The sequence below is a fragment of the Mitsuaria sp. RG genome, from assembly GCF_028369275.1.
Taxonomy (GTDB): Bacteria; Pseudomonadota; Gammaproteobacteria; order Pseudomonadales; family Pseudomonadaceae; genus Aquipseudomonas; species Aquipseudomonas peradeniyensis.
The window spans coordinates 85,508-109,628 of the sequence record NZ_JAQMYQ010000012.1 but is presented as its reverse complement, the minus strand read 5'-3'; the positions used below and the strand labels follow the sequence as shown (position 1 = coordinate 109,628).

Annotated in this window: 22 protein-coding genes; 16 read left to right on the top strand and 6 right to left on the bottom strand. The window is 66.0% G+C overall.

Going from position 1 to position 24,121, the window contains the following annotated elements:
- Nucleotides 1–115: 115 nt before the first annotated feature.
- The 4 genes from POF53_RS09750 to POF53_RS09735 are packed head-to-tail and all read right to left on the bottom strand — an operon-like array spanning nt 116 to nt 3,704.
- Nucleotides 116–1,009 (bottom strand): ChaN family lipoprotein, encoded by an 894-nt coding sequence (locus POF53_RS09750; RefSeq protein ID WP_498967463.1) that lies wholly within the window; start codon nt 1,007–1,009, stop codon nt 116–118.
- Between the two features lie 12 nt (nt 1,010–1,021).
- A complete protein-coding gene (locus POF53_RS09745) occupies nt 1,022–1,789 on the bottom strand; it encodes a heme ABC transporter ATP-binding protein (protein WP_232856616.1) in 768 nt (255 codons plus the stop codon).
- Complete coding sequence (locus POF53_RS09740) at nt 1,789–2,826, bottom strand: FecCD family ABC transporter permease (protein ID WP_498967461.1); 1,038 nt, start codon at nt 2,824–2,826, stop codon at nt 1,789–1,791. The genes POF53_RS09745 and POF53_RS09740 overlap by 1 nt, the downstream gene beginning before the upstream one ends.
- The gene (locus tag POF53_RS09735) at nt 2,823–3,704 is read right to left on the bottom strand and encodes a heme/hemin ABC transporter substrate-binding protein (RefSeq protein ID WP_498967459.1); all 882 of its coding nucleotides are present in this window, start codon (nt 3,702–3,704) and stop codon (nt 2,823–2,825) included. Before POF53_RS09735 ends, POF53_RS09740 begins: the two co-directional genes overlap by 4 nt.
- A 164-nt stretch (nt 3,705–3,868) precedes the next feature.
- Here POF53_RS09735 and POF53_RS09730 point away from each other — a divergent pair, with 164 nt between their 5' ends.
- A complete protein-coding gene (locus POF53_RS09730; protein ID WP_498967457.1) occupies nt 3,869–4,186 on the top strand; it encodes a Rieske (2Fe-2S) protein in 318 nt (105 codons plus the stop codon).
- Here the strand turns inward: POF53_RS09730 and sfsA are convergent.
- Together sfsA and POF53_RS09720 are read right to left on the bottom strand one after the other, a co-directional pair.
- On the bottom strand, nt 4,176–4,889 hold the full coding sequence (gene sfsA, locus POF53_RS09725; RefSeq protein WP_203648069.1) for a DNA/RNA nuclease SfsA: 714 nt from the start codon (nt 4,887–4,889) through the stop codon (nt 4,176–4,178). The two genes, POF53_RS09730 and sfsA, sit on opposite strands and share 11 nt — an antisense overlap.
- Before the next feature lie 3 nt (nt 4,890–4,892).
- A complete protein-coding gene (locus tag POF53_RS09720) occupies nt 4,893–6,065 on the bottom strand; it encodes a pyridoxal phosphate-dependent aminotransferase (RefSeq protein WP_203648070.1) in 1,173 nt (390 codons plus the stop codon).
- A gap of 213 nt (nt 6,066–6,278) precedes the next feature.
- Between POF53_RS09720 and dksA the strand changes: the two genes are divergently transcribed.
- From dksA to POF53_RS09645, 15 genes are all read left to right on the top strand, one after another.
- Complete coding sequence (gene dksA / locus POF53_RS09715) at nt 6,279–6,722, top strand: RNA polymerase-binding protein DksA (RefSeq protein ID WP_203648071.1); 444 nt, start codon at nt 6,279–6,281, stop codon at nt 6,720–6,722.
- A 100-nt stretch (nt 6,723–6,822) separates the two neighbouring features.
- On the top strand, nt 6,823–7,710 hold the full coding sequence (gene gluQRS, locus POF53_RS09710; protein WP_234560860.1) for a tRNA glutamyl-Q(34) synthetase GluQRS: 888 nt from the start codon (nt 6,823–6,825) through the stop codon (nt 7,708–7,710).
- Nucleotides 7,711–8,012: 302 nt separating this feature from the next.
- Complete coding sequence (locus POF53_RS09705; RefSeq protein WP_003250005.1) at nt 8,013–8,189, top strand: hypothetical protein; 177 nt, start codon at nt 8,013–8,015, stop codon at nt 8,187–8,189.
- Nucleotides 8,179–11,148: a sensor histidine kinase gene (locus tag POF53_RS09700; RefSeq protein WP_498967454.1), complete on the top strand. Its 2,970-nt coding sequence runs from the start codon at nt 8,179–8,181 to the stop codon at nt 11,146–11,148. The genes POF53_RS09705 and POF53_RS09700 overlap by 11 nt, the downstream gene beginning before the upstream one ends.
- 4 nt (nt 11,149–11,152) lie before the next feature.
- Nucleotides 11,153–12,595 carry a sigma-54-dependent transcriptional regulator gene (locus tag POF53_RS09695; protein WP_203648074.1) on the top strand — a complete coding sequence of 481 codons (1,443 nt, stop codon included), beginning with the start codon at nt 11,153–11,155 and terminating at the stop codon, nt 12,593–12,595.
- Nucleotides 12,596–13,357: 762 nt separating this feature from the next.
- Nucleotides 13,358–14,746, top strand: a complete 1,389-nt coding sequence (locus tag POF53_RS09690) for a polynucleotide adenylyltransferase PcnB (RefSeq protein WP_203648075.1) — start codon at nt 13,358–13,360, stop codon at nt 14,744–14,746.
- A gap of 2 nt (nt 14,747–14,748) precedes the next feature.
- On the top strand, nt 14,749–15,228 hold the full coding sequence (folK, locus tag POF53_RS09685) for a 2-amino-4-hydroxy-6-hydroxymethyldihydropteridine diphosphokinase (protein ID WP_203648076.1): 480 nt from the start codon (nt 14,749–14,751) through the stop codon (nt 15,226–15,228).
- Nucleotides 15,229–15,478: 250 nt separating this feature from the next.
- Nucleotides 15,479–16,279, top strand: coding sequence for a 3-methyl-2-oxobutanoate hydroxymethyltransferase (gene panB / locus POF53_RS09680; RefSeq protein ID WP_110735118.1), 801 nt, complete (start codon nt 15,479–15,481; stop codon nt 16,277–16,279).
- Complete coding sequence (gene panC / locus POF53_RS09675; protein ID WP_254464331.1) at nt 16,276–17,139, top strand: pantoate--beta-alanine ligase; 864 nt, start codon at nt 16,276–16,278, stop codon at nt 17,137–17,139. Before panB ends, panC begins: the two co-directional genes overlap by 4 nt.
- A 264-nt stretch (nt 17,140–17,403) precedes the next feature.
- On the top strand, nt 17,404–19,068 hold the full coding sequence (gene pgi / locus POF53_RS09670; RefSeq protein ID WP_234560864.1) for a glucose-6-phosphate isomerase: 1,665 nt from the start codon (nt 17,404–17,406) through the stop codon (nt 19,066–19,068).
- A 218-nt stretch (nt 19,069–19,286) separates the two neighbouring features.
- Nucleotides 19,287–21,221, top strand: coding sequence for an acetate--CoA ligase (acs, locus tag POF53_RS09665; protein WP_498967449.1), 1,935 nt, complete (start codon nt 19,287–19,289; stop codon nt 21,219–21,221).
- A 76-nt stretch (nt 21,222–21,297) separates the two neighbouring features.
- Nucleotides 21,298–21,600, top strand: a complete 303-nt coding sequence (locus POF53_RS09660; protein ID WP_254464333.1) for an ArsR/SmtB family transcription factor — start codon at nt 21,298–21,300, stop codon at nt 21,598–21,600.
- Between the two features lie 169 nt (nt 21,601–21,769).
- Nucleotides 21,770–22,753, top strand: coding sequence for a zinc-dependent alcohol dehydrogenase family protein (locus POF53_RS09655; protein WP_498967446.1), 984 nt, complete (start codon nt 21,770–21,772; stop codon nt 22,751–22,753).
- 34 nt (nt 22,754–22,787) lie between these two features.
- Nucleotides 22,788–23,141, top strand: coding sequence for an antibiotic biosynthesis monooxygenase family protein (locus tag POF53_RS09650; protein ID WP_498967444.1), 354 nt, complete (start codon nt 22,788–22,790; stop codon nt 23,139–23,141).
- Between the two features lie 31 nt (nt 23,142–23,172).
- On the top strand, nt 23,173–24,042 hold the full coding sequence (locus tag POF53_RS09645) for an oxygenase MpaB family protein (RefSeq protein ID WP_498967442.1): 870 nt from the start codon (nt 23,173–23,175) through the stop codon (nt 24,040–24,042).
- Nucleotides 24,043–24,121: the final 79 nt, after the last annotated feature.

Sequence of the window (24,121 nt, the reverse complement as noted above, 5' to 3'; positions counted from 1 at the left end):
CGAGACCGGTTGGGTAACCTGAATGCTCCCTGGTTCGGACGCTCAGATTATCTCCTCATCAGGCTAATCACGGTTATTGACCCGGCACTTTGCCGGGTCTTTTTTTGCCCGCGATTCAGTGCGCCTTGCGCAGTTGGGCGCAGTAGTCCTGCTCCGGCGTCGCCGGGGTGTACCAGACGAAGTCGGCCATGCCCGGCTCGACCGCCTCCCCCACTTCCGTCAGCAACAGCACCTTGCCCTCGGCCTTGGCGTCGAGGTCGGCCAGATGCAGGGGCACGCCCAGGTCCTTGCGCGCATGGTAGCTGCCGGTGAGCAGCAGTGCCGGTTGCGGCGCGGCCAGCAGCCGCTCGGCGATGCGTCGGTCGCGCTGCTGCTGCACCGCCAGCATCGCCGGCAGTTGGTTTTCCGGCAGCAGGTTGCAGTGGCCGGCGCGCACCTGTGCCAGCAGCGCCTGCACCACGGCCGGCGCATTGGAGCGCTCGCCCGAGGGTGTCGCTGGCTGGCGATAGGCTTGGCGGACCTCCTCCGGCGACAGGTTAGCGGCCAGCAGCGGGTAAGGTTGGCCCAGGGCCTCGCGGACGATCGGCCCGTACAGCGCCCAGTCCCAGCCGGATTGCCAGTCGAGGGCCTTGGGCAGGTCGGCTGGCGGAGACGCCTTGCCCTTCTGCGCATCGACCAGGGCCTGCTGCCGCGGCTCGAGCATTTCCAGCAGCAGGCTGCCCTGCGGCCGGCGGCTTTCCAGGGCGCGCAGCAACCAGAGCTGCAGGCGATGGTGGTCGGGGTTGTCGTGCTTTTCACCCACCAGCACCCGTGGCGCATCGGCCAGGCGCTGGACCAACTGCCCAGGGCTCAAGGCCTGGCCGCTGGACAATTCGATGATCCGGCCCAACTGGACGTTGTCGCGGCCCTCGGTACCTTGCCAGGCCGGCACGGGTGGCAGGCTCGCCTGGCAACCTCCCAGCGCCAGCGCCAGGCAGATGGACAGGCCGGACAGCAGGGGATGGCGCATGGTGAAAGCCTCTTAGCGAGTGATGATCAGCGGATGACCGCGCTCCGGGTGCGGCTGGACCAGGACATCGATACCGAACACTGCCCGCAGCGCCGCTGGCGTCAGCACCTGTTGCGGCGTGTCCAGGGCATGGCAGCGGCCCTGCTCCAGCAGCAGGATATGGTCACAGTAGCGCGCCGCCAGGTTCAGGTCATGCAGGATCACCAGCACCGCCGCGCCACGGTCGGCGAAGCTGCGCACCGCCTGCAGCGTGGTGTGCTGGTGCAGCGGGTCGAGCGCGGAGGTGGGCTCGTCGAGCAACAGCGTGGTACCCGGCTCGCCGGGCCACAGCTGGGCCAGCACCCGCGCCAGGTGCACGCGCTGGCGTTCGCCGCCGGACAGCGCCAGGTAGCTGCGCTCGACCAGGTGCCCCGCATCCGCCGCCGCCAGCGCCGCCTCGACGATCTCCTGGTCACGCTGGCGGCCGCTGGCGTGAGGCAGGCGACCGAGGCCGACCACCTCCTCGACACTGAACGCGAAGCCCAGGCTGGACACCTGCGGCAACACCGCCAGCCGGCGGGCCCGTTCCTGCCCCGACCAGCCCTCCAGACCGCGACCATCGAGGTGGACCTGCCCGGCGCTGGGCGCCAGTTCGCCACACAGGGCACCGAGCAGGCTGCTCTTGCCAGCGCCGTTGGGCCCGAGCACGCCGAGAACCTGCCCGGGCCGCAGCGTCAGGTTGATGTCGTGCAGCACCTGGCTACCACCGCGCTTGAGGGACAGCCCTTGGACGTCGAGCATCAGCTACGTACCTTCACCAGCAGGAACAGGAAGAATGGCGCCCCGATGAAGGCGGTGACGATGCCGATCGGCAATTCCGCCGGGGCCAGGGCCAGACGCGCAATCAGGTCGGCGAACAGCAGCAGGGTACCGCCCGCCAGCAGCGACGCCGGCAACAGCACCCGGTGATCCGGCCCCGCCACCAGGCGCACCAGGTGCGGCACCACCAGGCCGATAAAGCCGATCAGGCCGGCAGCGGCAACCGCCGCCCCCACGCCCAGCGCGGTGCAGAACACCAGTTCGCGCTTGAGCGCTTCGACCTCGATGCCCAGGTGTCGGGCTTCCGACTCGCCCAGCAGCAAGGCGTTGAGCGCCTGCGCCCGGCGCGGCAGCCACAGGGCCACGGCCGCCGCCACCAGCAGCAAGGGCCATAGCCGCTCGTAGCTGGCACCGTTTAGGCTGCCCAGGTTCCAGAACGTCAGGGTGCGCAGGGTGGCGTCGTCGGCCAGGTAGGTGAACAGCCCCACCGCCGAGCCGCCCAGCGCGGTCATGGCGATACCGGCCAGGAGCATGGTGGCCACGTTGGTCTGGCCGTCACGCCGCCCCAGGCGGTAGACCATCGCCGTCACGCCCAGGCCACCGACGAAGGCGCAGAGCGACAGCAGGTAAGGCGCGAACCAGTCGGGAATACCCCCCAGCCAACTACCGCCGACAATCGCCACCGCCGCGCCCAGAGCGGCGCCGCTGGCGACGCCGACCAGCCCCGGGTCGGCCAGCGGGTTGCGGAACAGCCCCTGCATCGCCACGCCGGACAGTGCCAGCACGGCACCGACCGCCAGCCCCAACAGAGTGCGCGGCAAGCGGATCTGGCCGAGGATCATCTCGGCCTGCTCCAGGCCCTCGCCGGATACCGGCAAGCCGATCAGGCGCAAACCGGCGCGCAGGGTGTCGAGCAGCGGCAGGCTGACCGGGCCCAGCGCCAGCGATAGCCAGACCGCGAGCAGGCACAGCAGCGCCAGGGTAATGAACAAGGTACGTGGTCGAATCCGCTGCCTCATGGGTTGAAACTGGCCTTGGCGGCAGGGTAGAAGCTGGCGGCCAGCTCATGCAGGGTGGCGGGCAGGCGCGGGCCCAGGCCGCCGACCAGCAGCGTCGGGTCGAGCGACAGCAGGCGTTTGTCGCGCACCGCGCGCGAAGTCGCCAGGGCCGGGTTTTCCTTGATCAGCGCCTGCAGGGCCTGCTCGCCGCTGAGGGCCCGGTCGGAGAACACCACCACGTCCGGATTCAGCGCGGCGAGGGCCTCCACCGAGAAGTTCTTGTAGCCCTGGTGATCGGCGAGGTTGCGCCCTCCCGCCTGGCGCAGCACCCAGTCCCCGGCGGTGCCCTGCCCGGCGATCATCGGCTTGGCGCCGGCATGGCCGACCAGCAGCAGGACACCGGGCGCCTTGTGCCCGGCCTGGGCCTGCTCGACCTGCTTGTGCAGCGCCTCCAGTTGCCGGCGATAGTCCGCCGCCAGCGCCTCGGCCTTCTGCTCGTCACCCAGCAACGCTCCCAAATGCTTGAGGTTCTCGTCCACCGCGCCGACCTCGGCCTTGCTGGAGAACAGCTCGACCCGCACCCCGGCCTTGCGGATCTGCGCCAGCACCGGCGGTGGTCCCATCTCCTCGGTACCCACCAGCACATCGGGGCGCAGGCTGAGGATGCCCTCGGCCGACAACTGGCGCTGGTAACCGATGCTGGGCAGCGCCTTGAGCGACTCGGGGTGCTGGCTGGTGGTGTCGACACCGACCAGCCGCTGCTCGCCGCCCTGGGCGCTGATCCACTCGCTCAGGGCGCCACCGGCGCTGACCCAGCGCTGCGGCAGCTCGGCGGCCATGGTTTGGGCGGACAGGGCAAGACCGGCGCACAGGGCAATCAAGGCAGCGGGACGGCGCATCATCGGATTCCTTTGCAGAGGGCGGGCAGCACACCTTGTGGCGGGCGGCACAAGTGCGCACCATAGACAGCCTGGCGCGACGAATGCGGGCAATTTGATAATTATTCGCATTGAAGCGTCAAGCCATCCCTTTGTCACACGGCTTAACCGGAAACTCCGCTGCAATGCATTTTCTCTGCGCCTCCAACGACCTCGCCGAGGGCCACAGCCGCGCCTTCAGCGTAGCCGGCGTGCCGCTGTTCGGCGTGCGCCGCCAGGGCAGGGTCCACCTCTACCGCAACCGCTGCCCGCACCGGGGCATCCCGCTGAACTGGGCAGCGGACAACTTTCTCGACGACAGCGCGAGCCTGATCCAGTGCGCCCATCACGGGGCCCAGTTCCTGATAGAAAGCGGCGAATGCATCACTGGCCCCTGCGCGGGCGAATGGCTGGAGGCCCTGGACTGCCGGGAAGACAGCCAGGGCATCTGGCTCACGGAGTGAGCAGCACCGGCAGCGGACGGTCGATGACCAGTTGCTGCGCATCCAGCCGGGTGCCGTAGGCCAGTACCTCGACCCCTTGCGCCACGGCGGCGCGCAGGGCCTGGGCATAGGCGGCGTCGATCTCCTCGGCAGGGCGAACGGCCTCGATACCGGTCAGGTTCACGCAATACAGCTGCACCGCGCGGATACCCTGGCGCGCCAGGGTGGCCAGCTCGCGCAGGTGCTTGGCGCCGCGCTGGGTGACGGCGTCGGGGAAGGCCGCCACCGGCGTGTCGGGGTAACCCAGGGTTACGCTCTTGACCTCGACATAGGCGTGGGTGCCGTCGGCATACTCCAGATAAAAGTCGATCCGGCTGCGCTCCTCGCCATAGGCCACCTCACGCTTGAGCGTGGTGAAGCCAGTCAGTTCGCTGATCACCCCGGCGCGCAGCGCCTCTTCCACCAAGGCGTTGGCACGCCCGGTATTGACGCAGGCCAGGCGGCCCTGGGGCGTTTCGCTGATCTCCCAGGTACCGGGCAACTTGCGCTTGGGGTCGTTGGAGCGGCTGAACCACACTTGTCCGCCCTCGCGCATGCAGTTGAGCATTGAGCCGGTGTTGGGGCAATGAATGGTGATCTGCTCACCACTGGCCAGCTCGATGTCGGCCAGGAAGCGTTTATAGCGGCGCAGCAGGCGCGCCTGTTCCAGGGGCGGAAACTGCATCGGTCAGCCCTGCCAGCTCTGCAGGCCACGGGCGATGCGCTGTACCGCCTCTTCCAGGCGCGGCAGGCTCTGGGTATAGGCGAAACGCACATGGTGACTGGCCTGGTGCCGGCCGAAGTCCAGACCCGGGGTGAATGCCAGGTGCTCGGTTTCCAGGAAGTGCCGGCAGAACGCGAAGGCATCGCCGCCGAACGCGCTGATATCGGCATACAGATAGAAGGCCCCCTGCGGCTCCACGGCGATGCCGAAGCCCAGCCCGCGCAATGCCGGCAGCAGATAGTCGCGGCGACGGGCGAACTCGGCGCGGCGCTCTTCGAGGATGGCCAGGGTTTGCGGCTCGAAGCACGCCAGCGCGGCGTGCTGGGCCATGCTCGGGGCACTGATGTAGAGGTTCTGCGCCAGCTTTTCCAGGTCTGCCACCGCCGACGGCGGGGCCACCAGCCAGCCCAGGCGCCAGCCGGTCATGCCGAAATATTTGGAAAAACTGTTCAGGACGAATGCCTCATCGTCCACTTCCAGCACGCTCGGCGCATCCATGCCGTAGGTGAGGCCGTGGTAGATCTCGTCCACCACCAGATGCCCGTGACGCTCGCGGGTGGCCCTGGAAAGGCTGGCCAGCTCGTCGCGGTCGAGCACGGTGCCGGTCGGGTTGGCCGGTGAGGCGACCAGGGCGCCGACAGTGTCCTTGTCCCAATGACGCTCGACCAGATCAGCGGTCAGCTGATAATTGACGTCCGGGCCCACCGGCACCAGCTGCGCGCCACCTTCGACCAGGCGCAGGAAATGCCGGTTGCACGGATACCCCGGGTCGGCCAGCAGCCAATGCTTGCCCGGATCGACCAGCAGGCTGCTGGCCAGCAGCAGGGCGCCGGAGCCGCCAGGGGTGATGAGCACGCGCTCCGGATCGAGGTCCACACCGTAACGCTGGCCATAGAACCCGGCAATCGCCTCGCGCAGTTGCGGCAGGCCACGGGCCGCCGTGTAGCGGGTGTGCCCGGCGGCCAGGGCGGCCTGGCCTGCGGCGACGATCGGCGCGGCGGTGGTGAAGTCCGGCTCGCCGATCTCGAGGTGGATCACGTCGTGGCCCGCGGCCTGCAGCTCGTTGGCACGGGCCAGCAGGGCCATGACGTGGAAGGGTTCGATGGCGCGACTGCGCGCACTGTGTGGCTGAGCCATGGGCCTTCTCTCAATTGGGTCTAAACTGGTGATTCTACCTGTGCACGCCAACGAACGCGCCGGTCAAGCCGCTGTCAAAAGCAGGCATAGGGCGGGGTAGCGCACCCCGGATCTATCTGGTAAGTTCGGCGGCTCGCAGTCGCAGGGCCGGCGGGCGCCGGAGATGGAAGCAAGCCTGCGCATTGGATCAGATGAGTGAGAGGCGGTCTATTCATGTCCACCGTAGAAAAGCAAAAAGTCCAGACCATGTACGGTGTCGAGCCCTACGTAGAGGCCAAAGGTGAAGAGTACATGGGCGAGCCCATGAAGAAGCACTTCATCAAGCTGCTCAGCGCCTGGAAAGGCGAGCTGATGGTCAGCGTGGATCGCACCGTGGACCACATGAAGGACGAAGCAGCCAACTTCCCCGACCCGGCGGACCGTGCCAGCCAGGAAGAAGAATTCGCCCTGGAGCTGCGCAACCGCGATCGCGAGCGCAAGCTGATCAAGAAGATCGACAAGACCCTCGACAAGATCAAGGCCGACGAGTACGGCTGGTGCGACTCCTGCGGCATCGAGATCGGCCTGCGCCGCCTCGAGGCCCGTCCGACCGCCGACCTGTGCTTCGACTGCAAGGAAATTGCAGAGAAGAAGGAAAAGACTGTCGGTAAAGGCTGATCCCGGACCCTCGCAGACGGGGCGTATCGGTTGTGGAAGCGGGCTTGCCCGCTTTCTACGACGGGTACGCCCCGTCTTCATTTATATAGCTGTGCAATCCATGAACGACTCCCGCTACATCGGCCGCTTCGCCCCCACCCCCAGTGGCTTCCTGCACTTCGGCTCGCTGGTCGCCGCCCTCGCCTCCTGGCTTGACGCCCGCGCCGTGAACGGCCGCTGGCTGCTGCGCATGGAAGATACCGACCCGCCCCGGGAGATGCCCGGCGCCCGTGACGCGATCCTGCAGACGCTGGAGCGCTACGGGCTGGAGTGGGACGGCGAGGTGGTGTTCCAGAGCCAGCGCCACGATGCCTATGCCGCGGTGGTCGACCGCCTGTTCAACATGGGCCTGGCCTATGCCTGCACCTGCTCGCGCAAACAGCTGGAAGGGCACAACGGCATCTACCCAGGCTTTTGCCGCAACGCCGGGCACGCCCGCGAAGGCGCGGCGATCCGCCTGCGGGTGCCGGAACTGATCTACCGCTTCAGCGATCGGGTCCAGGGCACGTTCGAGCAACACCTGGGCCGCGAGGTGGGCGACTTCGTCATCCAGCGTCGCGACGGGCTGTATGCCTACCAGCTGGCGGTGGTGCTGGACGATGCCTGGCAGGGGGTTACTGATATCGTGCGCGGCGCCGACCTGCTGGACAACACGCCGCGCCAGCTGTACCTGCAGGAGTTGCTGGGGTTCTCGCAGCCGCATTACCTGCACATTCCATTGATCGTACAGCCGGACGGGCACAAGCTGGGCAAGTCGTACCGCTCGCCACCGCTGGAGGCGGACCAGGCGACGCCGTTGCTGCTGCGTGCCCTGCGGGCATTGGGGCAGCAGGCCGATCCGGCACTGGCGGGGGCCAGCCCGGCCGAGGTGCTGGCGGTGGCGCGGCAGCAGTGGCGGCCGGAGAATATTGCCCGGCAAATGACAGTGCCCGAAGCTGAATTGCGCTGATGCCCTGGTTCGACCGGCCAACGCGATCCCTGTAGGAGCGGCCTTGTGCCGCGATGGGCTGCAAAGCAGCCCCGGCAATATCTGAGGCAACACTGAAAACCTGGGGCCGCTACGCGCCCCATCGCGGCACAAGGCCGCTCCTACAGGGACCGCGCAAGACAGCAAGCCCTGCGTTTCAGCAAAATCAAAAGCCCAACAAATTCAACCCCTTGGCGAACCGCACCGATTCCCGCTAGCATCGCCCCAGCCATTTGCGCCAATAATAAGTCCAAGCCCGCAGCGCCCAACCCATCGAGGCCAGCATGTACATCTATCGTTTGGTCCTGCTTCTGGTCGTGGGGATCTACCTGTTCTCCCCGGCCATCATGGACTGGTGGATCGAGCCGACCGGAGCCTGGTACCGCCCCTACCTGCTCTGGCTGATCCTGATCGTCGTCACCTTCATCCTGCAGAGCCAACGAGATGCCGATGAGCTTTAGCCTGACCCAGATGATCCTGATCAGCGCCGCCTACCTGCTGGTGCTGTTCGGCGTGGCCTGGATCAGCGAACGCGGGCTGATCCCGCGCGCGGTCATCCGCCACCCCCTGACCTACACCCTGTCGCTGGGCGTCTACGCCAGTGCCTGGGCCTTCTATGGCTCGGTCGGCCTGGCCTACCAATACGGCTACGGCTTCCTCGCCTGTTACCTGGGGGTGTCCGGGGCCTTCCTGCTGGCACCGGTGTTGCTCTACCCGATCCTCAAGATCACCCGCACCTACCAGCTTTCGTCGCTGGCCGACCTGCTGGCGTTTCGCTTTCGCAGCACCTGGGCCGGCGCGCTGACCACCATCTTCATGCTGATTGGCGTGCTGCCGCTGCTGGCCCTGCAGATCCAGGCGGTGGCCGACTCGATCAGCATCCTCACCGGCGAACCGGTCAAGGCGCGGGTGGCGTTCGCCTTCTGCGTGCTGATCGTGCTGTTCACCATCTTCTTCGGCTCGCGCCATATCGCCACCCGCGAGAAGCATGAAGGCCTGGTGTTCGCCATCGCCTTCGAATCGGTGATCAAGCTACTGGCCCTCGGCGGCGTCGGCCTCTACGCGCTGTACGGCGTGTTCGGTGGGCCGCACGGCCTGGAAGTCTGGCTGCTGCAGAACCAGACCGCCCTCGCCGCCCTGCACACCCCACTGCAGGAGGGGCCGTGGCGCACCCTGCTGCTGGTGTTCTTCGCCTCGGCGATCGTCATGCCGCACATGTACCACATGGCCTTCACCGAGAACCTGAGCCCGCGCTCGCTGGTCAGCGCCAGCTGGGGCCTGCCGCTGTTCCTGCTGCTGATGAGCCTGGCCGTGCCGCTGGTGCTGTGGGCCGGCCTGCGCCTGGGCGCCAGCACCAACCCCGAGTACTTCACCCTGGGCCTGGGCATTGCCGCCAACAACGAAGCGCTGGCGCTGCTGGCGTATGTCGGCGGGCTGTCTGCCGCCAGCGGGCTGATCATCGTCACCACCCTGGCGCTGTCGGGCATGGCCCTGAACCACCTGGTACTGCCGCTGTACCAGCCGCCGGCCGAAGGCAACATCTACCGCTGGCTGAAATGGACCCGCCGGGCGCTGATCGTCGCCATCATCACCGCCGGCTTCATCTTCTACCTGACCCAGAACACCCACCAGAGCCTGGCCAACCTGGGCATCGTCGCCTTCGTCGCCACCCTGCAGTTCCTGCCCGGCGTGCTTTCGGTGCTGTACTGGCCGACCGCCAACCGCCGCGGTTTCATCGCCGGGCTGCTGGCCGGCATGCTGGTGTGGATGGTGACCATGCTGCTGCCGCTGCTGGGCAACCTGCAGGGCTTCTATATCCCGCTGCTGGACATGATCTACGTGCTGGACGACACCAGCTGGCACATGGCGGCCATCGCCTCGCTGGCAGCCAACGTCCTGCTGTTCACCCTGATCTCGCTGTTCACCAACGCCAGCAGCGAAGAGGTCAGCGCCGCCGAGGCCTGCGCAGTGGATAACGTGCGTCGCCCGCAGCGCCGCGAGCTGCATGCCGCCTCGCCCCAGGAGTTCGCCACCCAACTGGCCAAGCCGCTGGGCGCCAAGGCCGCACAGAAAGAGGTGGAACAGGCCCTGCGCGACCTCTACCTGCCCTTCGACGAGCGCCGTCCCTACGCCCTGCGCCGCCTGCGCGACCGCATCGAGGCCAACCTCTCCGGCCTGATGGGCCCGAGCGTGGCCCAGGACATGGTCGAGACCTTCCTGCCCTACAAGTCCGGCAACGAGAACTACGTCACCGAGGACATCCACTTCATCGAGAGCCGACTCGAGGATTACCACTCACGCCTGACCGGCCTTGCCGCCGAGCTCGACGCCCTGCGCCGCTACCACCGCCAGACCCTGCAGGAACTGCCCATGGGCGTGTGCTCGCTGGCCAAGGACCAGGAGATCCTGATGTGGAACAAGGCCATGGAGGAGCTCACCGGGATCGCCGCCAAGCACGTGGTCGGTTCGCGCCTGGTGACCATCGGCGAACCCTGGCGCGGCCTGCTGCAAGGTTTCATCAACGTGCCCGACGAGCACCTGCACAAGCAGCGCCTGGCCCTCGATGGCCAGCCACGCTGGCTCAACTTGCACAAGGCGGCCATCGACGAACCGCTGGCCCCGGGCAACAGCGGCCTGGTGCTGCTGGTCGAGGACCTCACCGAGACCCAGGCGCTGGAAGACAAGCTGGTGCACTCCGAACGCCTGGCCAGCATCGGTCGCCTGGCGGCGGGCGTGGCCCACGAGATCGGCAATCCGATCACCGGCATCGCTTGCCTTGCGCAGAACCTGCGCGAGGAGCGCGAGGGCGACGGCGAGATCATCGAGCTGTCCAGCCAGATCCTCGAGCAGACCAAGCGCGTGTCGCGCATCGTCCAGTCGCTGATGAGCTTCGCCCATGCCGGTGGCAGCCAGCAGAACAGCGAGGAGCCGGTGTGCCTGGCCGAAGTCGCGCAGGACGCCATTGGTCTGCTGGCGTTGAACCGGCGCAATTTCGAAGTACAGTTCTTCAACCTCTGCGACCCGCAACACTGGGTCGAGGGCGACCCGCAGCGCCTGGCCCAGGTGCTGATCAACCTGCTTTCCAACGCCCGCGACGCCTCCCCGCCCGGCAGCGCCGTGCGCGTGCGCAGTGAAGTGAACGAACACACCGTCGACCTGATCGTCGAGGACGAAGGCAGCGGCATCCCGAAAAGCATCATGGACCGCCTCTTCGAACCCTTCTTCACCACCAAGGACCCGGGCGAAGGAACCGGACTGGGGCTCGCTCTGGTCTATTCCATCGTGGAAGAGCATTATGGGCAAATCACCATCGACAGCCCGGCCGACATCGAGCGCCAACGTGGTACCCGGATCCGCGTGACCCTGCCCCGGCATGTCGTAGCGACGTCCCCTGAAATTCGAGACCGTCGAGAGAATTGAATCAATGCCGCATATTCTGATCGTCGAAGACGAAACCATCATCCGTTCGGCCCTGCGTCGCCTGCTCGAACGGAACCAGTACCAGGTCAGCGAAGCCGGCTCGGTGCAGGAAGCCCAGGAACGCTTCAGCATTGCCACCTTCGACCTGATCGTCAGCGACCTGCGCCTGCCGGGCGCCCCGGGCACCGAGCTGATCAAGCTCGGCCAGGGCACCCCGGTGCTGATCATGACCAGCTACGCCAGCCTGCGCTCGGCGGTGGACTCGATGAAGATGGGCGCGGTGGACTACATCGCCAAGCCCTTCGACCACGACGAGATGCTCCAGGCCGTGGCCCGCATCCTGCGCGACCGGCAGAACGCTCCAGCCGCCGCGCCTGCCGCCGAACCACGCGCCGGTAACGGCAAGGCCGCCAGCGACAAGGCAGGTAGCGCGGCCGCCAACGGCGAGATCGGCATCATCGGCTCCTGCCCGCCCATGCAGGACATGTACGTCAAGATTCGCAAGGTCGCCCCGACCGACTCCAATGTGCTGATCCAGGGCGAGTCGGGCACCGGCAAGGAGCTGGTCGCCCGAGCCCTGCACAACCTCTCGCGCCGGGCCAAGGCACCGATGATCTCGGTGAACTGCGCGGCGATCCCCGAGACCCTGATCGAGTCGGAACTGTTCGGCCACGAGAAGGGCGCGTTCACCGGCGCCAGTGCCGGGCGCGCGGGCCTGGTCGAGGCCGCCGACGGCGGCACGCTGTTCCTCGACGAGATCGGCGAACTGCCCCTGGAAGCCCAGGCCCGCCTGCTGCGCGTGCTACAGGAAGGCGAGATCCGCCGGGTCGGCTCGGTGCAGTCGCAGAAGGTCGATGTGCGCCTGATCGCCGCGACCCACCGCGACCTGAAGAACCTGGCCAAGGCCGGGCAGTTCCGTGAAGACCTGTACTACCGCCTGCACGTGATCGCCCTGAAACTGCCAGCCCTGCGCGAGCGCGGCAGCGACGTCAACGAGATCGCCAATGCCTTCCTTGCCCGCCAGAGCGCACGCATCGGCCGCGACGACCTGCACTTCTCCCACGAGGCCGAGCAGGCCATCCGTCACTACAGCTGGCCGGGCAACGTGCGCGAACTGGAAAACGCCGTGGAGCGCGCAGTGATTCTCAGCGAGAGCGCGGAAATTTCCGCCGACCTGCTGGGCATCGATATCGAGCTGAGCGACCTGGAAGACGATGACGTGCTGGACAGCCTGCCAAGCCTGGCCAGCGCCAACAACGCCAGCCACGAGCCGACCGAGGACCTGTCGCTGGAGGACTACTTCCAGCATTTCGTCCTCGAGCACCAGGACCACATGACCGAGACCGAGCTGGCGCGCAAGCTGGGCGTCAGCCGCAAATGCCTGTGGGAACGCCGCCAGCGCCTGGGTATCCCGCGACGCAAGAGCAACGCCACCAGCGACAATTGATTCTATGTAATCCGATCGCGGGGCCAGCCCGCTCCCACGCCAGCCTTGCCTGGTCCGTGGGAGCGGGCTAGCTCCGCGATGCGTTTGTGCGGTAACACATCAGTTCCCGCAAAAATCTGTTACCCACCCTGTCAGCCGTAACATCCCCCGAGGCGTAAGGTAACGAAATTTCTACATTTGCCCCGCCCAAAAACCTGTCTGAACCGCTGAACCCCCCGATTTCATTGGGTTTTCAAAAGTTGGCACGGCACCTGCTATATGTCTGGTACAAGAACAATAACAAGCACTGCAACTCAGAATAAGAACAAGACGAAACGGCTCACGCACAATAAGAACAAGACGGCGGAGGCGCAGCTAACTGATTCTTTTGGAGAGGCGTTGTGTTTGGGGCTTGCCCCACGATCAGGCAGAGAACAACAAAAACTGCACTAAAAAGCAGCACCTGAACTGATTGGATCGACAGATCAGCATCAACTCGGCGACCAAAGCAATCCGTTTGCTCTTCACCCCCGGTTTGGGGGTCGTCCACAAGCTTCGAGATTTGTGGACAGGGCATTCAACAAAAACAAGAAGCCCGGCAAAAAAACAATAAGAGCACGCAACGACTTTGATGGGGAGCTTCGGCTCCCCATGTCGTTTCTCCCTTTCGCATCGCCCTTGCCACACCGCCTACACCATTCCCCCAGTAAATGCTAGAATCCCCGCCCATCATGCGGCCATTCTCCTATCCTTGGCCGATCATTCCTTCAAACAGTGCATCCCATGCTGAAGAAGCTGTTCCAGTCGTTCCGCCCGCCCGTCCGTGGCCAGCACCACAGGCGCACCACGCCTGAAGTGATCAACAAGAGCCAGCACTCGCTGCAGCGCAGCCAGTTCAGCCGCCATGCCGTGGGCATCGTCGAGCGTCTGCAGGCAGCCGGTTACCAGGCCTACCTGGTCGGTGGCTGCGTGCGCGACCTGCTGCTGGGCATCACGCCCAAGGACTTCGACGTCGCCACCAGCGCCACCCCCGAGCAGATCCGCGCGGAGTTCCGCAACGCCCGCATCATCGGCCGGCGTTTCAAGCTGGTGCACGTGCATTTCGGCCGTGACATCATCGAGGTCGCGACCTTCCGTGCCCCGCACTCGGATGAAGACCAGTCCGATAGCCACCGCTCGTCGCACAATGCCAGCGGCCGCATCCTGCGCGACAACGTGTACGGCACCCTGGAAGAAGACGCGCAACGCCGCGACTTCACCATTAACGCCCTGTACTACGACCCGGTCAGCGAGCGCATCCTCGACTACGCCAACGGTGTCCACGACATCCGTAACCGCCTGCTGCGCCTGATCGGCGACCCGACGCACCGCTACCAGGAAGACCCGGTACGCATGCTGCGCGCCGTGCGCTTCGCCGCCAAGCTGGACTTCGGCATCGAGAAGCACACTGTGCAACCGATCCGCGAACTGGCGCCCATGCTGCGTGACATTCCGCCGGCACGCCTGTTCGAGGAGTGCCTCAAGCTGTTCCTCAACGGCCAAGGCGCGATCACCTTCGAGATGCTGGTCGACCTGCAACTGTTCGAGCCGCTGTTCCCGGCCAGCAGCCAGGCCCTGGAAGAACGCCCGACCTACACCCACACCCTGATCAGCCAGGCCCTGAGCAACACCGACCTGCGCGTCAAGCAGGGCAAACCGGTGACCCCGGCATTCCTCTTCGCCGCCCTGCTCTGGCCGGCCCTGCCGGGCCGCGTGCTGTACCTGCAGAGCCAAGGCGTGCCGCCGATCCCTGCCATGAACGGCGCGGCCCACGACCTGATCGCCGAACAATGCGCACGCATTGCCATCCCCAAGCGATTCACCCTGCCGATCCGCGAGATCTGGGACATGCAGGAGCGCCTGCCACGACGCAGTGGCAAACGCGCCGACATGCTGCTGGACAACCCGCGCTTCCGCGCCGGCTACGACTTCCTCCTGCTGCGTGAAAGCGCCGGCGAGGAAACCGACGGCCTGGGCGAGTGGTGGACCGACTACCAGGACGCCAACGACAGCCAGCGCCGCGACATGATCCGCGAGCTCGGCAGCCGTGACGACGGCGGCACTGCCGGCCCACGCAAGCGCAAGCGCAGCGGCGGCAAACGCAAGCGTGATGACGAGCAGGCCTGGGACTGAGCATGAACACCCGTGCGTTCATCGGCCTGGGCAGCAACCTGGATGAACCCGCCGAGCAGCTGCGCAGCGCCCTGCAGGCGCTGGACCTGATCACCGACACCCGCCTGGCGGCGGCCTCGGCGCTCTACACCAGCGACTCCCTGCTGCCCGGCCAGCCGCGCTACACCAACGCAGTGGCGGCCATCGACACGGCCTTGGCGCCGCTGGACCTGCTCGACGCGCTGCAAGCCATCGAGAACGACCAGGGCCGCGTGCGCCAGGAGCGCTGGGGCCCACGCACCCTCGACCTCGACGTGCTGTTGTTCGGTGACCGGGTCATTGACGTGCCGCGCCTGCAGGTGCCGCACTACCACATGCACGCACGCCCCTTCGTGCTCTACCCGCTCGCCGAGCTGGTGCCCGCCGAATTCCGCCTCGCCGACGGCCGCGCCCTGGCGCAGTTGCTCGAAGACTGTCCGTTCGTCGGCCTGGAACGCCTGTAATTCGGGCGTTTCCGACGGCGGTAACGCCAGTAACACCGGTACCGTAACAATGCGGTAACACGGCTGGTTGACTTCCCCCACCTCGCTCACGACTATAGGCGTCCCGCGGCGCCACTCTGCCGCAATCACCCATTTAGGCCCGGACGGACCTGTGCCCGAACATCACAGACGATGATGTGCCGCTCCGGAAGATGAATACACGCGTTGTACGCAGTTGTTGTTCACAGCGCCTGAACGAGGATTCCCCTACATGCCTGAAGTAACCCTGACCACCCTGCATGGCCTGAAGGCCAAGGGCGAAAAAATCACCATGCTGACCTGCTATGACGCGACCTTCGCCAAGGCCGCCAGCCAAGCCGGCGTGGAAGTCCTGCTGGTGGGCGACTCCCTGGGGATGGTCCTGCAGGGCCATGACAGCACCCTGCCGGTCACCAACCGCGACATGGCCTACCATACCGCCTGCGTCAAGCGCGGCAACGATGGCGCGCTGATCCTCGCCGACCTGCCGTTCATGGCCCACGCCACCCCCGAACAGGCCTTCGCCAACGCCGCCGAACTGATGCGCGCCGGCGCCCACATGCTCAAGATCGAAGGCGCCGCCTGGCTGGGCGAGACCATCCGCCTGCTGGCCGAGCGCGGTGTGCCGGTGTGTGCGCACATGGGACTGACCCCGCAGACGGTCAACGTGCTGGGTGGCTACAAGGTCCAGGGCCGCCAGGAAGCCCAGGCCCGCCAGATGCGCGCCGACGCCATCGCCCTGGAGCAGGCCGGCGCGGCCATGCTGCTGCTCGAGTGCGTGCCCAGCGAGCTGGCGGCGGAGATTACCCAGGCGGTGGGCATTCCGGTGATCGGCATCGGCGCCGGCAGCGCCACCGATGGCCAGGTGCTGGTCCTGCATGACATGCTCGGACTGTCGCTCAGCGGCCGCGTGCCGAAGTTCGTGAAGAACTTCATGGCCGGCCAGCCGGACATCCAGAGTGCCCTGGCCGCCTATGTCCGTGCGGTCAAGGACGTCAGCTTCCCTGGCAGCGAGCATGGGTTCAGCGCATGAATACCGTCAAGACCGTCCGTGAACTGCGTGCCGCCGTGGCCCGCGCCCGTGGCGAAGGCAAGCGCATCGCCTTCGTGCCGACCATGGGCAACCTGCACAGCGGCCACGCCGCCCTGGTGACCAAGGCCGCCCAGCGCGCCGACTTCGTGGTCGCCAGCATCTTCGTCAACCCGCTGCAGTTCGGCGCGGGCGAGGACCTGGACAAGTATCCCCGCACCCTCGCCGCCGACCAGGAAACACTGCTGCAGGCCGGCTGCCACCTGCTGTTCGCCCCCACCGTCGAGGAGATGTACCCCGACGGCATGGCGGTGCAGACCCGGGTGAGCGTGCCGCAACTGTCCGAAGGCCTGTGCGGCGCCAGCCGCCCCGGACACTTCGAAGGCGTGGCGACGGTGGTCAGCAAGCTGTTCAACATGGTCCAGCCAGACCTTGCCGTGTTCGGCGAAAAGGACTTCCAGCAACTGGCGGTGATCCGCGCCATGGTGCGCGACCTGAACATGCCGATCCAGATCATCGGCGAGCCGACCGTGCGCGCCGAGGACGGCCTGGCGCTGTCGTCGCGCAATGGCTACCTGACGCCGGAGCAGCGAGCCACCGCCCCGGTGCTGTATCGCACCCTGAGCGGCATCGCCGACGCCCTGCGCCGTGGCCAACGCGACTACCCGGCGCTGATCGCCGAGGGCCAGGGGCAACTCGAAAGCGCCGGGTTCCGTAAGGATTACCTGGAAGTGCGCCACGCCGTCACCCTGCGCCCGGCGCAAGTCGATGACCGTGACCTGGTGGTAATCGCCGCGGCTTACCTGGGTAACACCCGGCTGATCGACAATCTCTACCTGCACCTCGAAGAGCAGAGCGCCTGATATGACCCGTGGGAGCGGGCTTGCCCCGCGATAGCGCCTGCCCAGGCAACCGCAATCGCGGGGCAAGCCCGCTCCCACGACGCTCAACCTCACGAAGTCTGCTGTCACAAAGCCAGCTCTCACGATCACCCTCGTGACAATTTTCATCCTCCTCGCTTGCCTCACCCATTCCCGGTTTCCTGCCAATGCCTATAATGTCCAGCTTGCAACCGGCAACGAATGCCGCTGTCCAAGCCTGACCATGCACCAAGGAAACCACCCGCAATGGCGTATTACCGTACCCCCCACGATGTGACGGCGCTGCCCGCCTGGCAGGCGCTTCAGCAACACCGCGACGCCATGCAGGGCTTCAGCATGCGCGAAGCCTTCGCCGCCGACGGCAAGCGCTTCGAGCAGTTCTCCTTGAGCAGCTGCGGCCTGTTCCTCGACTACTCGAAGAACCTGATCACCGAGCAGACCCGTGACCTGCTGGTGAACCTGGCCAAGGACGTCGACCTGGAAGCGGCCATCAAGTCGATGTTCAGCGGCGAGATCATCAACGCCTCCGAAGGCCGTCCGGTGCTGCACACCGCCCTGCGCCGCCCGGTCGGCGACAAGCTCAGCGTGAACGGCGTCAACGTGATGCCGGAAGTGCACAAGGTGCTGAACCAGATCACCGAACTGGTCGGCCGCATCCACGACGGCCTGTGGCGCGGCTACAGCGAAAAACCGATCACCGACGTGGTCAACATCGGCATCGGCGGCTCGTTCCTCGGCCCCGAGCTGGTCTCCGAGGCGCTGCTGCCCTACGCCCAGCGCGGCGTGCGCTGCCACTACCTGGCGAACATCGACGGCAGCGAGTTCCATGAGCTGTCGGCCAACCTGCGCGCCGAGACCACCCTGTTCATCGTCTCGTCGAAGTCGTTCAACACCCTGGAAACCCTGAAGAACGCCCAGGCCGCGCGCACCTGGTACCTGGCCCAGGGCGGTTCGGAAGCCGAGCTGTACCGCCACTTCATCGCCGTATCCAGCAACAAGGCCGCGGCCGTGGCCTTCGGCATCCGCGAAGAGAACATCTTCCCGATGTGGGACTGGGTCGGCGGGCGCTACTCGCTGTGGTCGGCCATCGGCCTGCCGATCGCCCTGGCCATCGGCACCGCCAACTTCAAGGAACTGTTGTCCGGCGCCTACACCATGGACCAGCACTTCCAGACCGCGCCGTTCGAGAAGAACATGCCGGTGCTGCTGGCCCTGCTGGGCGTGTGGTACGGCAACTTCTGGGGCGCCCAGGCCCACGCGATCCTGCCGTACGACCATTACCTGCGCAACATCACCAAGCACCTGCAGCAACTGGACATGGAGTCCAACGGCAAGAGCGTGCTGCAGGACGGCAGCCCGGTGAAGACCGACACTGGCCCGGTGATCTGGGGCGGCGTCGGCTGCAACGGCCAGCACGCCTACCACCAGTTGCTGCACCAGGGCACCCAGCTGATCCCGGCCGACTTCATCGTGCCGGTGGTGAGCTTCAACCCGGTGGCGGACCACCATCAGTGGCTGTACGCCAACTGCCTGTCGCAGAGCCAGGCGCTGATGCTCGGCAAGACCCGCGAGGAAGCCGAGGCAGAACTGCGCGCCAAGGGCCTGAACGAGGCCGATATCGCCAAGCTGGCGCCGCACAAGGTGATCCCGGGCAACCGCCCGAGCAACACCCTGGTGGTCGAGCGCATCAGCCCGCGCCGCCTCGGTGCGCTGGTGGCGATGTACGAGCACAAGGTGTTCGTGCAGAGCGTGGTCTGGGGCATCAACGCCTTCGACCAGTGGGGCGTGGAGCTGGGCAAGGAACTGGGCAAGGGCGTGTACCAGCGCCTGGTGGGCGCCCAGGAGGACAACGCCGAGGACGGCTCCACCCAGGGCCTGATCAACTACTTCCGCGGCCGTCACCGCGGCTGACGCTACACAGCCGCTCTTTGTGTAGGAGCGGCCTTGTGCCGCGAAAGGGCCGCACAGCGGCCCCGGCAATCATCATGGGGCCGCTTCGCGGCCCTTTCGCGGCGCAAGGCCGCTCCTACACGGACACCATGATCCTCAAGGAACATCACCTCTAGCTACACTGTCCATCGAATAGCCGTTGCAGTCCCTCGCCCCTAACAAGAGCAGGACCACCCGCCATGTTCGATATCCGCGACTATCCCCAGGCCCTGGCCGTGAGCCAGTCCGCCACCCTCAGCGACGACGAATACCGCCGCCTCTACCGCCAGTCGGTGGATGATCCCGACGCCTTCTGGGCCGAACAGGCCAAGCGCCTGGACTGGATCAAGCCCTGGTCAAGCGTGCAGCAATGCGACCTGAACACCGGCAGCGCCCGCTGGTTCGACGGCGCCCAGCTCAACGTCAGCCATAACTGCATCGATCGCCACCTGGCCCAGCGCGGCGAGCAAACCGCCCTGCTCTGGGAAGGCGACGATCCCGCGGACAGCAAGGCCATCAGCTACCGCGAACTGCACCGCCAGGTCTGCCGCCTGGCCAACGCCCTGAAAGCCCGTGGTGTGAACAAAGGCGACCGGGTGTGCATCTATATGCCGATGATCCCCGAGGCCGCCTACGCCATGCTCGCCTGCACGCGCATCGGCGCCATCCACTCGGTGGTGTTCGGCGGCTTCTCCCCCGACGCCCTGCGCGACCGCATCCTCGACGCCGACTGCCGCACCGTGATCACCGCTGACGAAGGCGTGCGGGGCGGCAAGCGCATCCCACTCAAGCACAACGTCGACAAGGCGCTGGCAAACTGCCCGAACGTCAGCAGCGTGCTGGTGGTCAGGCGCACCGGCAGCGATGTGATTTGGAGCGAAGACCGCGACCTCTGGTATCACGAGGTGACGGAAAAGGCCGCTGACGACTGCCCGGCCGAGCCGATGAACGCCGAGGATCCGCTGTTCATCCTCTACACCTCGGGCAGCACCGGCAAGCCCAAGGGCGTGCTGCACACCACCGCCGGCTACCTGCTGCAGGCGACCATGACCTTCAAGACCGTGTTCGACTACCGCGACGGCGAGGTGTTCTGGTGCACCGCCGACGTCGGCTGGGTCACCGGCCACAGCTATATCGTCTACGGCCCGCTGGCCAACGGCGCGATCTCGCTGATGTTCGAAGGCGTGCCCAACTACCCCGACACTTCGCGCTTCTGGCAGGTGGTCGACAAGCACCGGGTGAACATCTTCTACACCGCGCCCACCGCCCTGCGCGCGTTGATGCGCGAAGGCGACGGGCCGCTACAGACAACCCGGCGCGATAGCCTGCGCCTGCTCGGCAGCGTCGGCGAGCCGATCAACCCGGAAGCCTGGGAATGGTATTTCGAAGAGGTCGGACAGAAACGCTGCCCCATCGTCGACACCTGGTGGCAGACCGAGACCGGCGGCATCATGCTCACCCCCCTCCCCGGCACGCCACGGCTCAAGCCGGGCTGCGCCACCCAGCCGATGTTCGGCGTGCAACCGGTACTGCTGGACGACAAAGGCAAGCTGATCGAAGGCCCCGGCGCCGGGCTGCTGGCGATCAAGGCCAGCTGGCCCGGGCAGGTCCGCAGCGTCTACGGCGACCACCAGCGCATGGTCGACACCTACTTCAAGCCGATGCCCGGCTACTACTTCACCGGCGACGGCGCCCGCCGCGATGCCGATGGCGACTACTGGATCACCGGGCGCATCGACGATGTGATCAATGTTTCCGGCCACCGTATCGGCACCGCCGAGGTGGAGAGCGCCCTGGTGCTGCATGACAGCGTCGCAGAAGCCGCCGTGGTCGGTTACCCGCACGACCTCAAGGGGCAGGGTGTGTATGCCTTCGTCACCCCCATGAACGGCGTCGCGCCGGACGACGCGCTCAAGGCCGAACTGCTGGCCCTGGTCAGCAAGGAGATCGGCAGCTTCGCCAAGCCCGAACTGATCCAGTGGGCACCCGCCCTGCCCAAGACCCGCTCGGGCAAGATCATGCGGCGCATCCTGCGCAAGATCGCCTGCAATGAACTGGACAACCTGGGCGACACCTCCACCCTGGCCGACCCGAGCGTGGTCCAGGGCCTGATCGACAAACGCCTGAACCAATAGGCCGCTTCGCAGGGCGGCCGCTGCCGGCCGTCCTGCGGCGAATTGACATATCGGAAAATACCGATATTATCGCGTCATGGAACTGCTCGACGTATTCAAGGCACTCTCGAACCGCACACGCCTCGAGATCCTCAAAGGCCTGAAAGACCCGGTGAAACACTTTCCCCCACAGGACGAAGGTGACGTTCACACCGTGGGTGTCTGTGTGAGCAGTATCCAGGAAGGCGTGGGGCTGTCGCAGTCAACGGTGTCCGACTACCTGGCCACCCTGCAGCGTGCAGGCCTGGTCGAGGTCCGCCGCATTGGCCAGTGGACCTACTACAAGCGCAACGAAGCAGCCATCAGCGCGCTCGCCGAGCTGATCGGGAGCGACCTGTAGGGTTTGCTTTTACCTCACAATATCGATATTTCTCGATATCCCGTTTTAACGAAATCAAGGAGCAATCCCCGAGGTGCCTGCCAGGCGCCCAGAAACAGAAAGGCAGCTTGATCTCATTTTATATATCGATATTTCTCGATATCCCTTTTTATCGAAGCGAGGAAACACCATGAAAGCGTTGATACTGGATGCCTTCGGCGGCCCGGATGCATTCGTCTATCGTGACATCGCCAAGCCGGTGCCGAAGGCCGGGCAGGTACTGGTCAGGGTGCATGCCACCTCCGTCAATCCGCTGGATTACCAGGTGCGTCGCGGCGACTATCCCGACCTGGTGCCGCTGCCGGCCATCACCGGGCACGACGTCTCCGGCGTCGTCGAGGCCGTCGGGCCTGGGGTGACGGCAATCAGCCCCGGTGACGAGGTGTGGTACACCCCGCAGATATTCGAGGGCGCGGGCAGCTATGCCGAATACCACGTTGCCGCCGAAGGCATCGTCGGCCGGAAGCCGCCGTCGCTAAGCCATCTCGAGGCGGCAAGCCTGAGCCTGGTCGGCGGCACGGCCTGGGAGGCGCTGGTGGTCCGCGCGGCGCTCAGGGTGGGCGAGAGCATCCTGGTGCATGGCGGTGCCGGCGGCGTCGGCCATGTGGCGATCCAGCTGGCCAAGGCCATGGGCGCCAGGGTCTTCACCACGGTACGCGAAGCGAATGCCGAATTCGCGCGACGCATGGGCGCCGATGTGGTCATCGACTACGAGCGCCAGGACTATGTCGATGTCATCCTCAAGGAAACCGCAGGCCATGGCGTCGAAGTGGTATTCGACACCATTGGCGGCGATACCCTGTCTCGCAGCCCGGACGCCCTGGCCCAGTTGGGGCGCGTGGTGTCGATCGTGGACATCGCGCAACCACAGAACCTCATTCAGGCCTGGGGCAAGAACGCGAGCTATCACTTCGTCTTCACCCGGCAGCAGCGCGGCAAGCTCGATGAGCTGAGCGCGCTGGTCGAGCGCGGACAACTGCGGCCACATGTGGGCGCCATCTATCCCCTGGCCGACGTTGCGCTCGCCCATGCCCGGCTGCAAAGCCCCAACAATGGCCTGCAAGGAAAGATCGCCATTGCGGTCGTGCCTGCGGCCGAACCCAGCAACGCTTGACGCCCCCTCGCCCAACCCAATCATGAGGACCGCCATGATCTACGAAATCGCCATTCTTCCCATCCAGCAGGCGCGCATCGACAGTTTCAGGCACGCCTTCGCCGAAGTCGCCCCTCTGCTCAGCCGGGCCAAAGGGCACATCAGCCACCTGCTCGCGCAAGGGATCGAAAAAACCCATCACTTCAACCTGATCGTACAGTGGCAATCCCTCGAGGATCACACGCCTGGCTTCGAGACCAGCGAAGACCACCAGCTCTTCATGGCCCACCTCACACCGTATTTTTCCGAGGAGCCCACGGTTTATCATATCCACGGAGGCGCGCTCGAGACGCACGCCCCCGTCGGCCCGGGAGACGCCCGGCCAATGGACATACGCCTCAATTCATAGACGGCCGCCATGGCGGCCAGCGCAGGTCGCCATGGAAGTCCTACGTCGTCGCATCGAAACCCAGGTCATGAGCCTCACCGGGCTGGCCCTCGGCCAGCTCGACCTGGAATCGCCCAAGGGTGATCCCGGCCTGTTCGGCCCACAGAGCATCAGCTGGCAGGTACATGGCGACTTCCCCAGCATGCTGGTGGGCGGTATCAGCGCATTGATGCTGCAACTGCTGCACCCGCTGGCACTGGCCGGGGTGTGGGATCATTCGAACTTCCGCCAGGATCTGCTCGGACGCCTGCGCCGTACCAGCCAGTTCATCTCCGGCACCACCTTCGGCTCGACCCGCGACGCCGAGTGGCTGATCGACAAGGTTCGCACCATCCACCTCAAGGTGACCGGCACCGCGCCCGATGGCCGTCCCTATGCGGCGAGCGACCCCGACCTGCTGACCTGGGTGCATGTGGCCGAAGTCAGCAGCTTCCTCGCCGCCCACCTGCGTTATCGCAATCCCCGCCTGCCACGCGCCGAGCAGGACGCCTACTACGACGAGATCGCGCTGATCGCCGAGCGCCTCGGCGCACGTGACGTGCCACGCTCCTGCGCCGAGGTCGACGAGTACCTGCGGCGCATGCGCCCGCAACTGCAGTGCGACGCGCGCAGCCTGGAGGTGGTGGACATCCTGCTCAAGGCCCCGGCGCCCAGCCGGATGGCCGAGCCGGTGGGCAAGCTGATGCTCAAGGCCGGCATCGACCTGCTGCCCGAATGGGCCAGCGAAATGCTCGGCCTGCACCAGGGCGCGGTCGAGCGGCGCATGATCCGCCTGGGCCTTAACAACACCGCCCCGGTGCTGCGCTGGGCCATGCGCGACGGTTCGGCGCACCGCGCACGGCGGCGCATGGGCATCGAATGAGGTATTTTGCTCCGTTCATCGGAACCGATTTAACGTGCCATACTCCAAGCACTCCAGCCTGATACAGACGATGCGACAC

Excerpts from the sequence above, each read along its gene's own strand:
- POF53_RS09745 (WP_232856616.1), bottom strand. The coding sequence starts at position 1,789 with ATGCTCGACGTCCAAGGGCTGTCCCTCAAGCGCGGTGGTAGCCAGGTG.
- POF53_RS09700 (WP_498967454.1), top strand. The coding sequence starts at position 8,179 with ATGAGCTTTAGCCTGACCCAGATGATCCTGATCAGCGCCGCCTACCTG.
- panC (WP_254464331.1), top strand. The coding sequence starts at position 16,276 with ATGAATACCGTCAAGACCGTCCGTGAACTGCGTGCCGCCGTGGCCCGC.
- POF53_RS09645 (WP_498967442.1), top strand. The coding sequence starts at position 23,173 with ATGGAAGTCCTACGTCGTCGCATCGAAACCCAGGTCATGAGCCTCACC.
- POF53_RS09720 (WP_203648070.1), bottom strand. The coding sequence starts at position 6,065 with ATGGCTCAGCCACACAGTGCGCGCAGTCGCGCCATCGAACCCTTCCAC.
- pgi (WP_234560864.1), top strand. The coding sequence starts at position 17,404 with ATGGCGTATTACCGTACCCCCCACGATGTGACGGCGCTGCCCGCCTGG.
- acs (WP_498967449.1), top strand. The coding sequence starts at position 19,287 with ATGTTCGATATCCGCGACTATCCCCAGGCCCTGGCCGTGAGCCAGTCC.
- POF53_RS09735 (WP_498967459.1), bottom strand. The coding sequence starts at position 3,704 with ATGCGCCGTCCCGCTGCCTTGATTGCCCTGTGCGCCGGTCTTGCCCTG.
- POF53_RS09660 (WP_254464333.1), top strand. The coding sequence starts at position 21,298 with ATGGAACTGCTCGACGTATTCAAGGCACTCTCGAACCGCACACGCCTC.
- POF53_RS09655 (WP_498967446.1), top strand. The coding sequence starts at position 21,770 with ATGAAAGCGTTGATACTGGATGCCTTCGGCGGCCCGGATGCATTCGTC.
- gluQRS (WP_234560860.1), top strand. The coding sequence starts at position 6,823 with ATGAACGACTCCCGCTACATCGGCCGCTTCGCCCCCACCCCCAGTGGC.
- POF53_RS09730 (WP_498967457.1), top strand. The coding sequence starts at position 3,869 with ATGCATTTTCTCTGCGCCTCCAACGACCTCGCCGAGGGCCACAGCCGC.
- POF53_RS09740 (WP_498967461.1), bottom strand. The coding sequence starts at position 2,826 with ATGAGGCAGCGGATTCGACCACGTACCTTGTTCATTACCCTGGCGCTG.
- panB (WP_110735118.1), top strand. The coding sequence starts at position 15,479 with ATGCCTGAAGTAACCCTGACCACCCTGCATGGCCTGAAGGCCAAGGGC.
- POF53_RS09690 (WP_203648075.1), top strand. The coding sequence starts at position 13,358 with ATGCTGAAGAAGCTGTTCCAGTCGTTCCGCCCGCCCGTCCGTGGCCAG.
- folK (WP_203648076.1), top strand. The coding sequence starts at position 14,749 with ATGAACACCCGTGCGTTCATCGGCCTGGGCAGCAACCTGGATGAACCC.
- POF53_RS09750 (WP_498967463.1), bottom strand. The coding sequence starts at position 1,009 with ATGCGCCATCCCCTGCTGTCCGGCCTGTCCATCTGCCTGGCGCTGGCG.
- sfsA (WP_203648069.1), bottom strand. The coding sequence starts at position 4,889 with ATGCAGTTTCCGCCCCTGGAACAGGCGCGCCTGCTGCGCCGCTATAAA.
- POF53_RS09650 (WP_498967444.1), top strand. The coding sequence starts at position 22,788 with ATGATCTACGAAATCGCCATTCTTCCCATCCAGCAGGCGCGCATCGAC.
- dksA (WP_203648071.1), top strand. The coding sequence starts at position 6,279 with ATGTCCACCGTAGAAAAGCAAAAAGTCCAGACCATGTACGGTGTCGAG.
- POF53_RS09705 (WP_003250005.1), top strand. The coding sequence starts at position 8,013 with ATGTACATCTATCGTTTGGTCCTGCTTCTGGTCGTGGGGATCTACCTG.
- POF53_RS09695 (WP_203648074.1), top strand. The coding sequence starts at position 11,153 with ATGCCGCATATTCTGATCGTCGAAGACGAAACCATCATCCGTTCGGCC.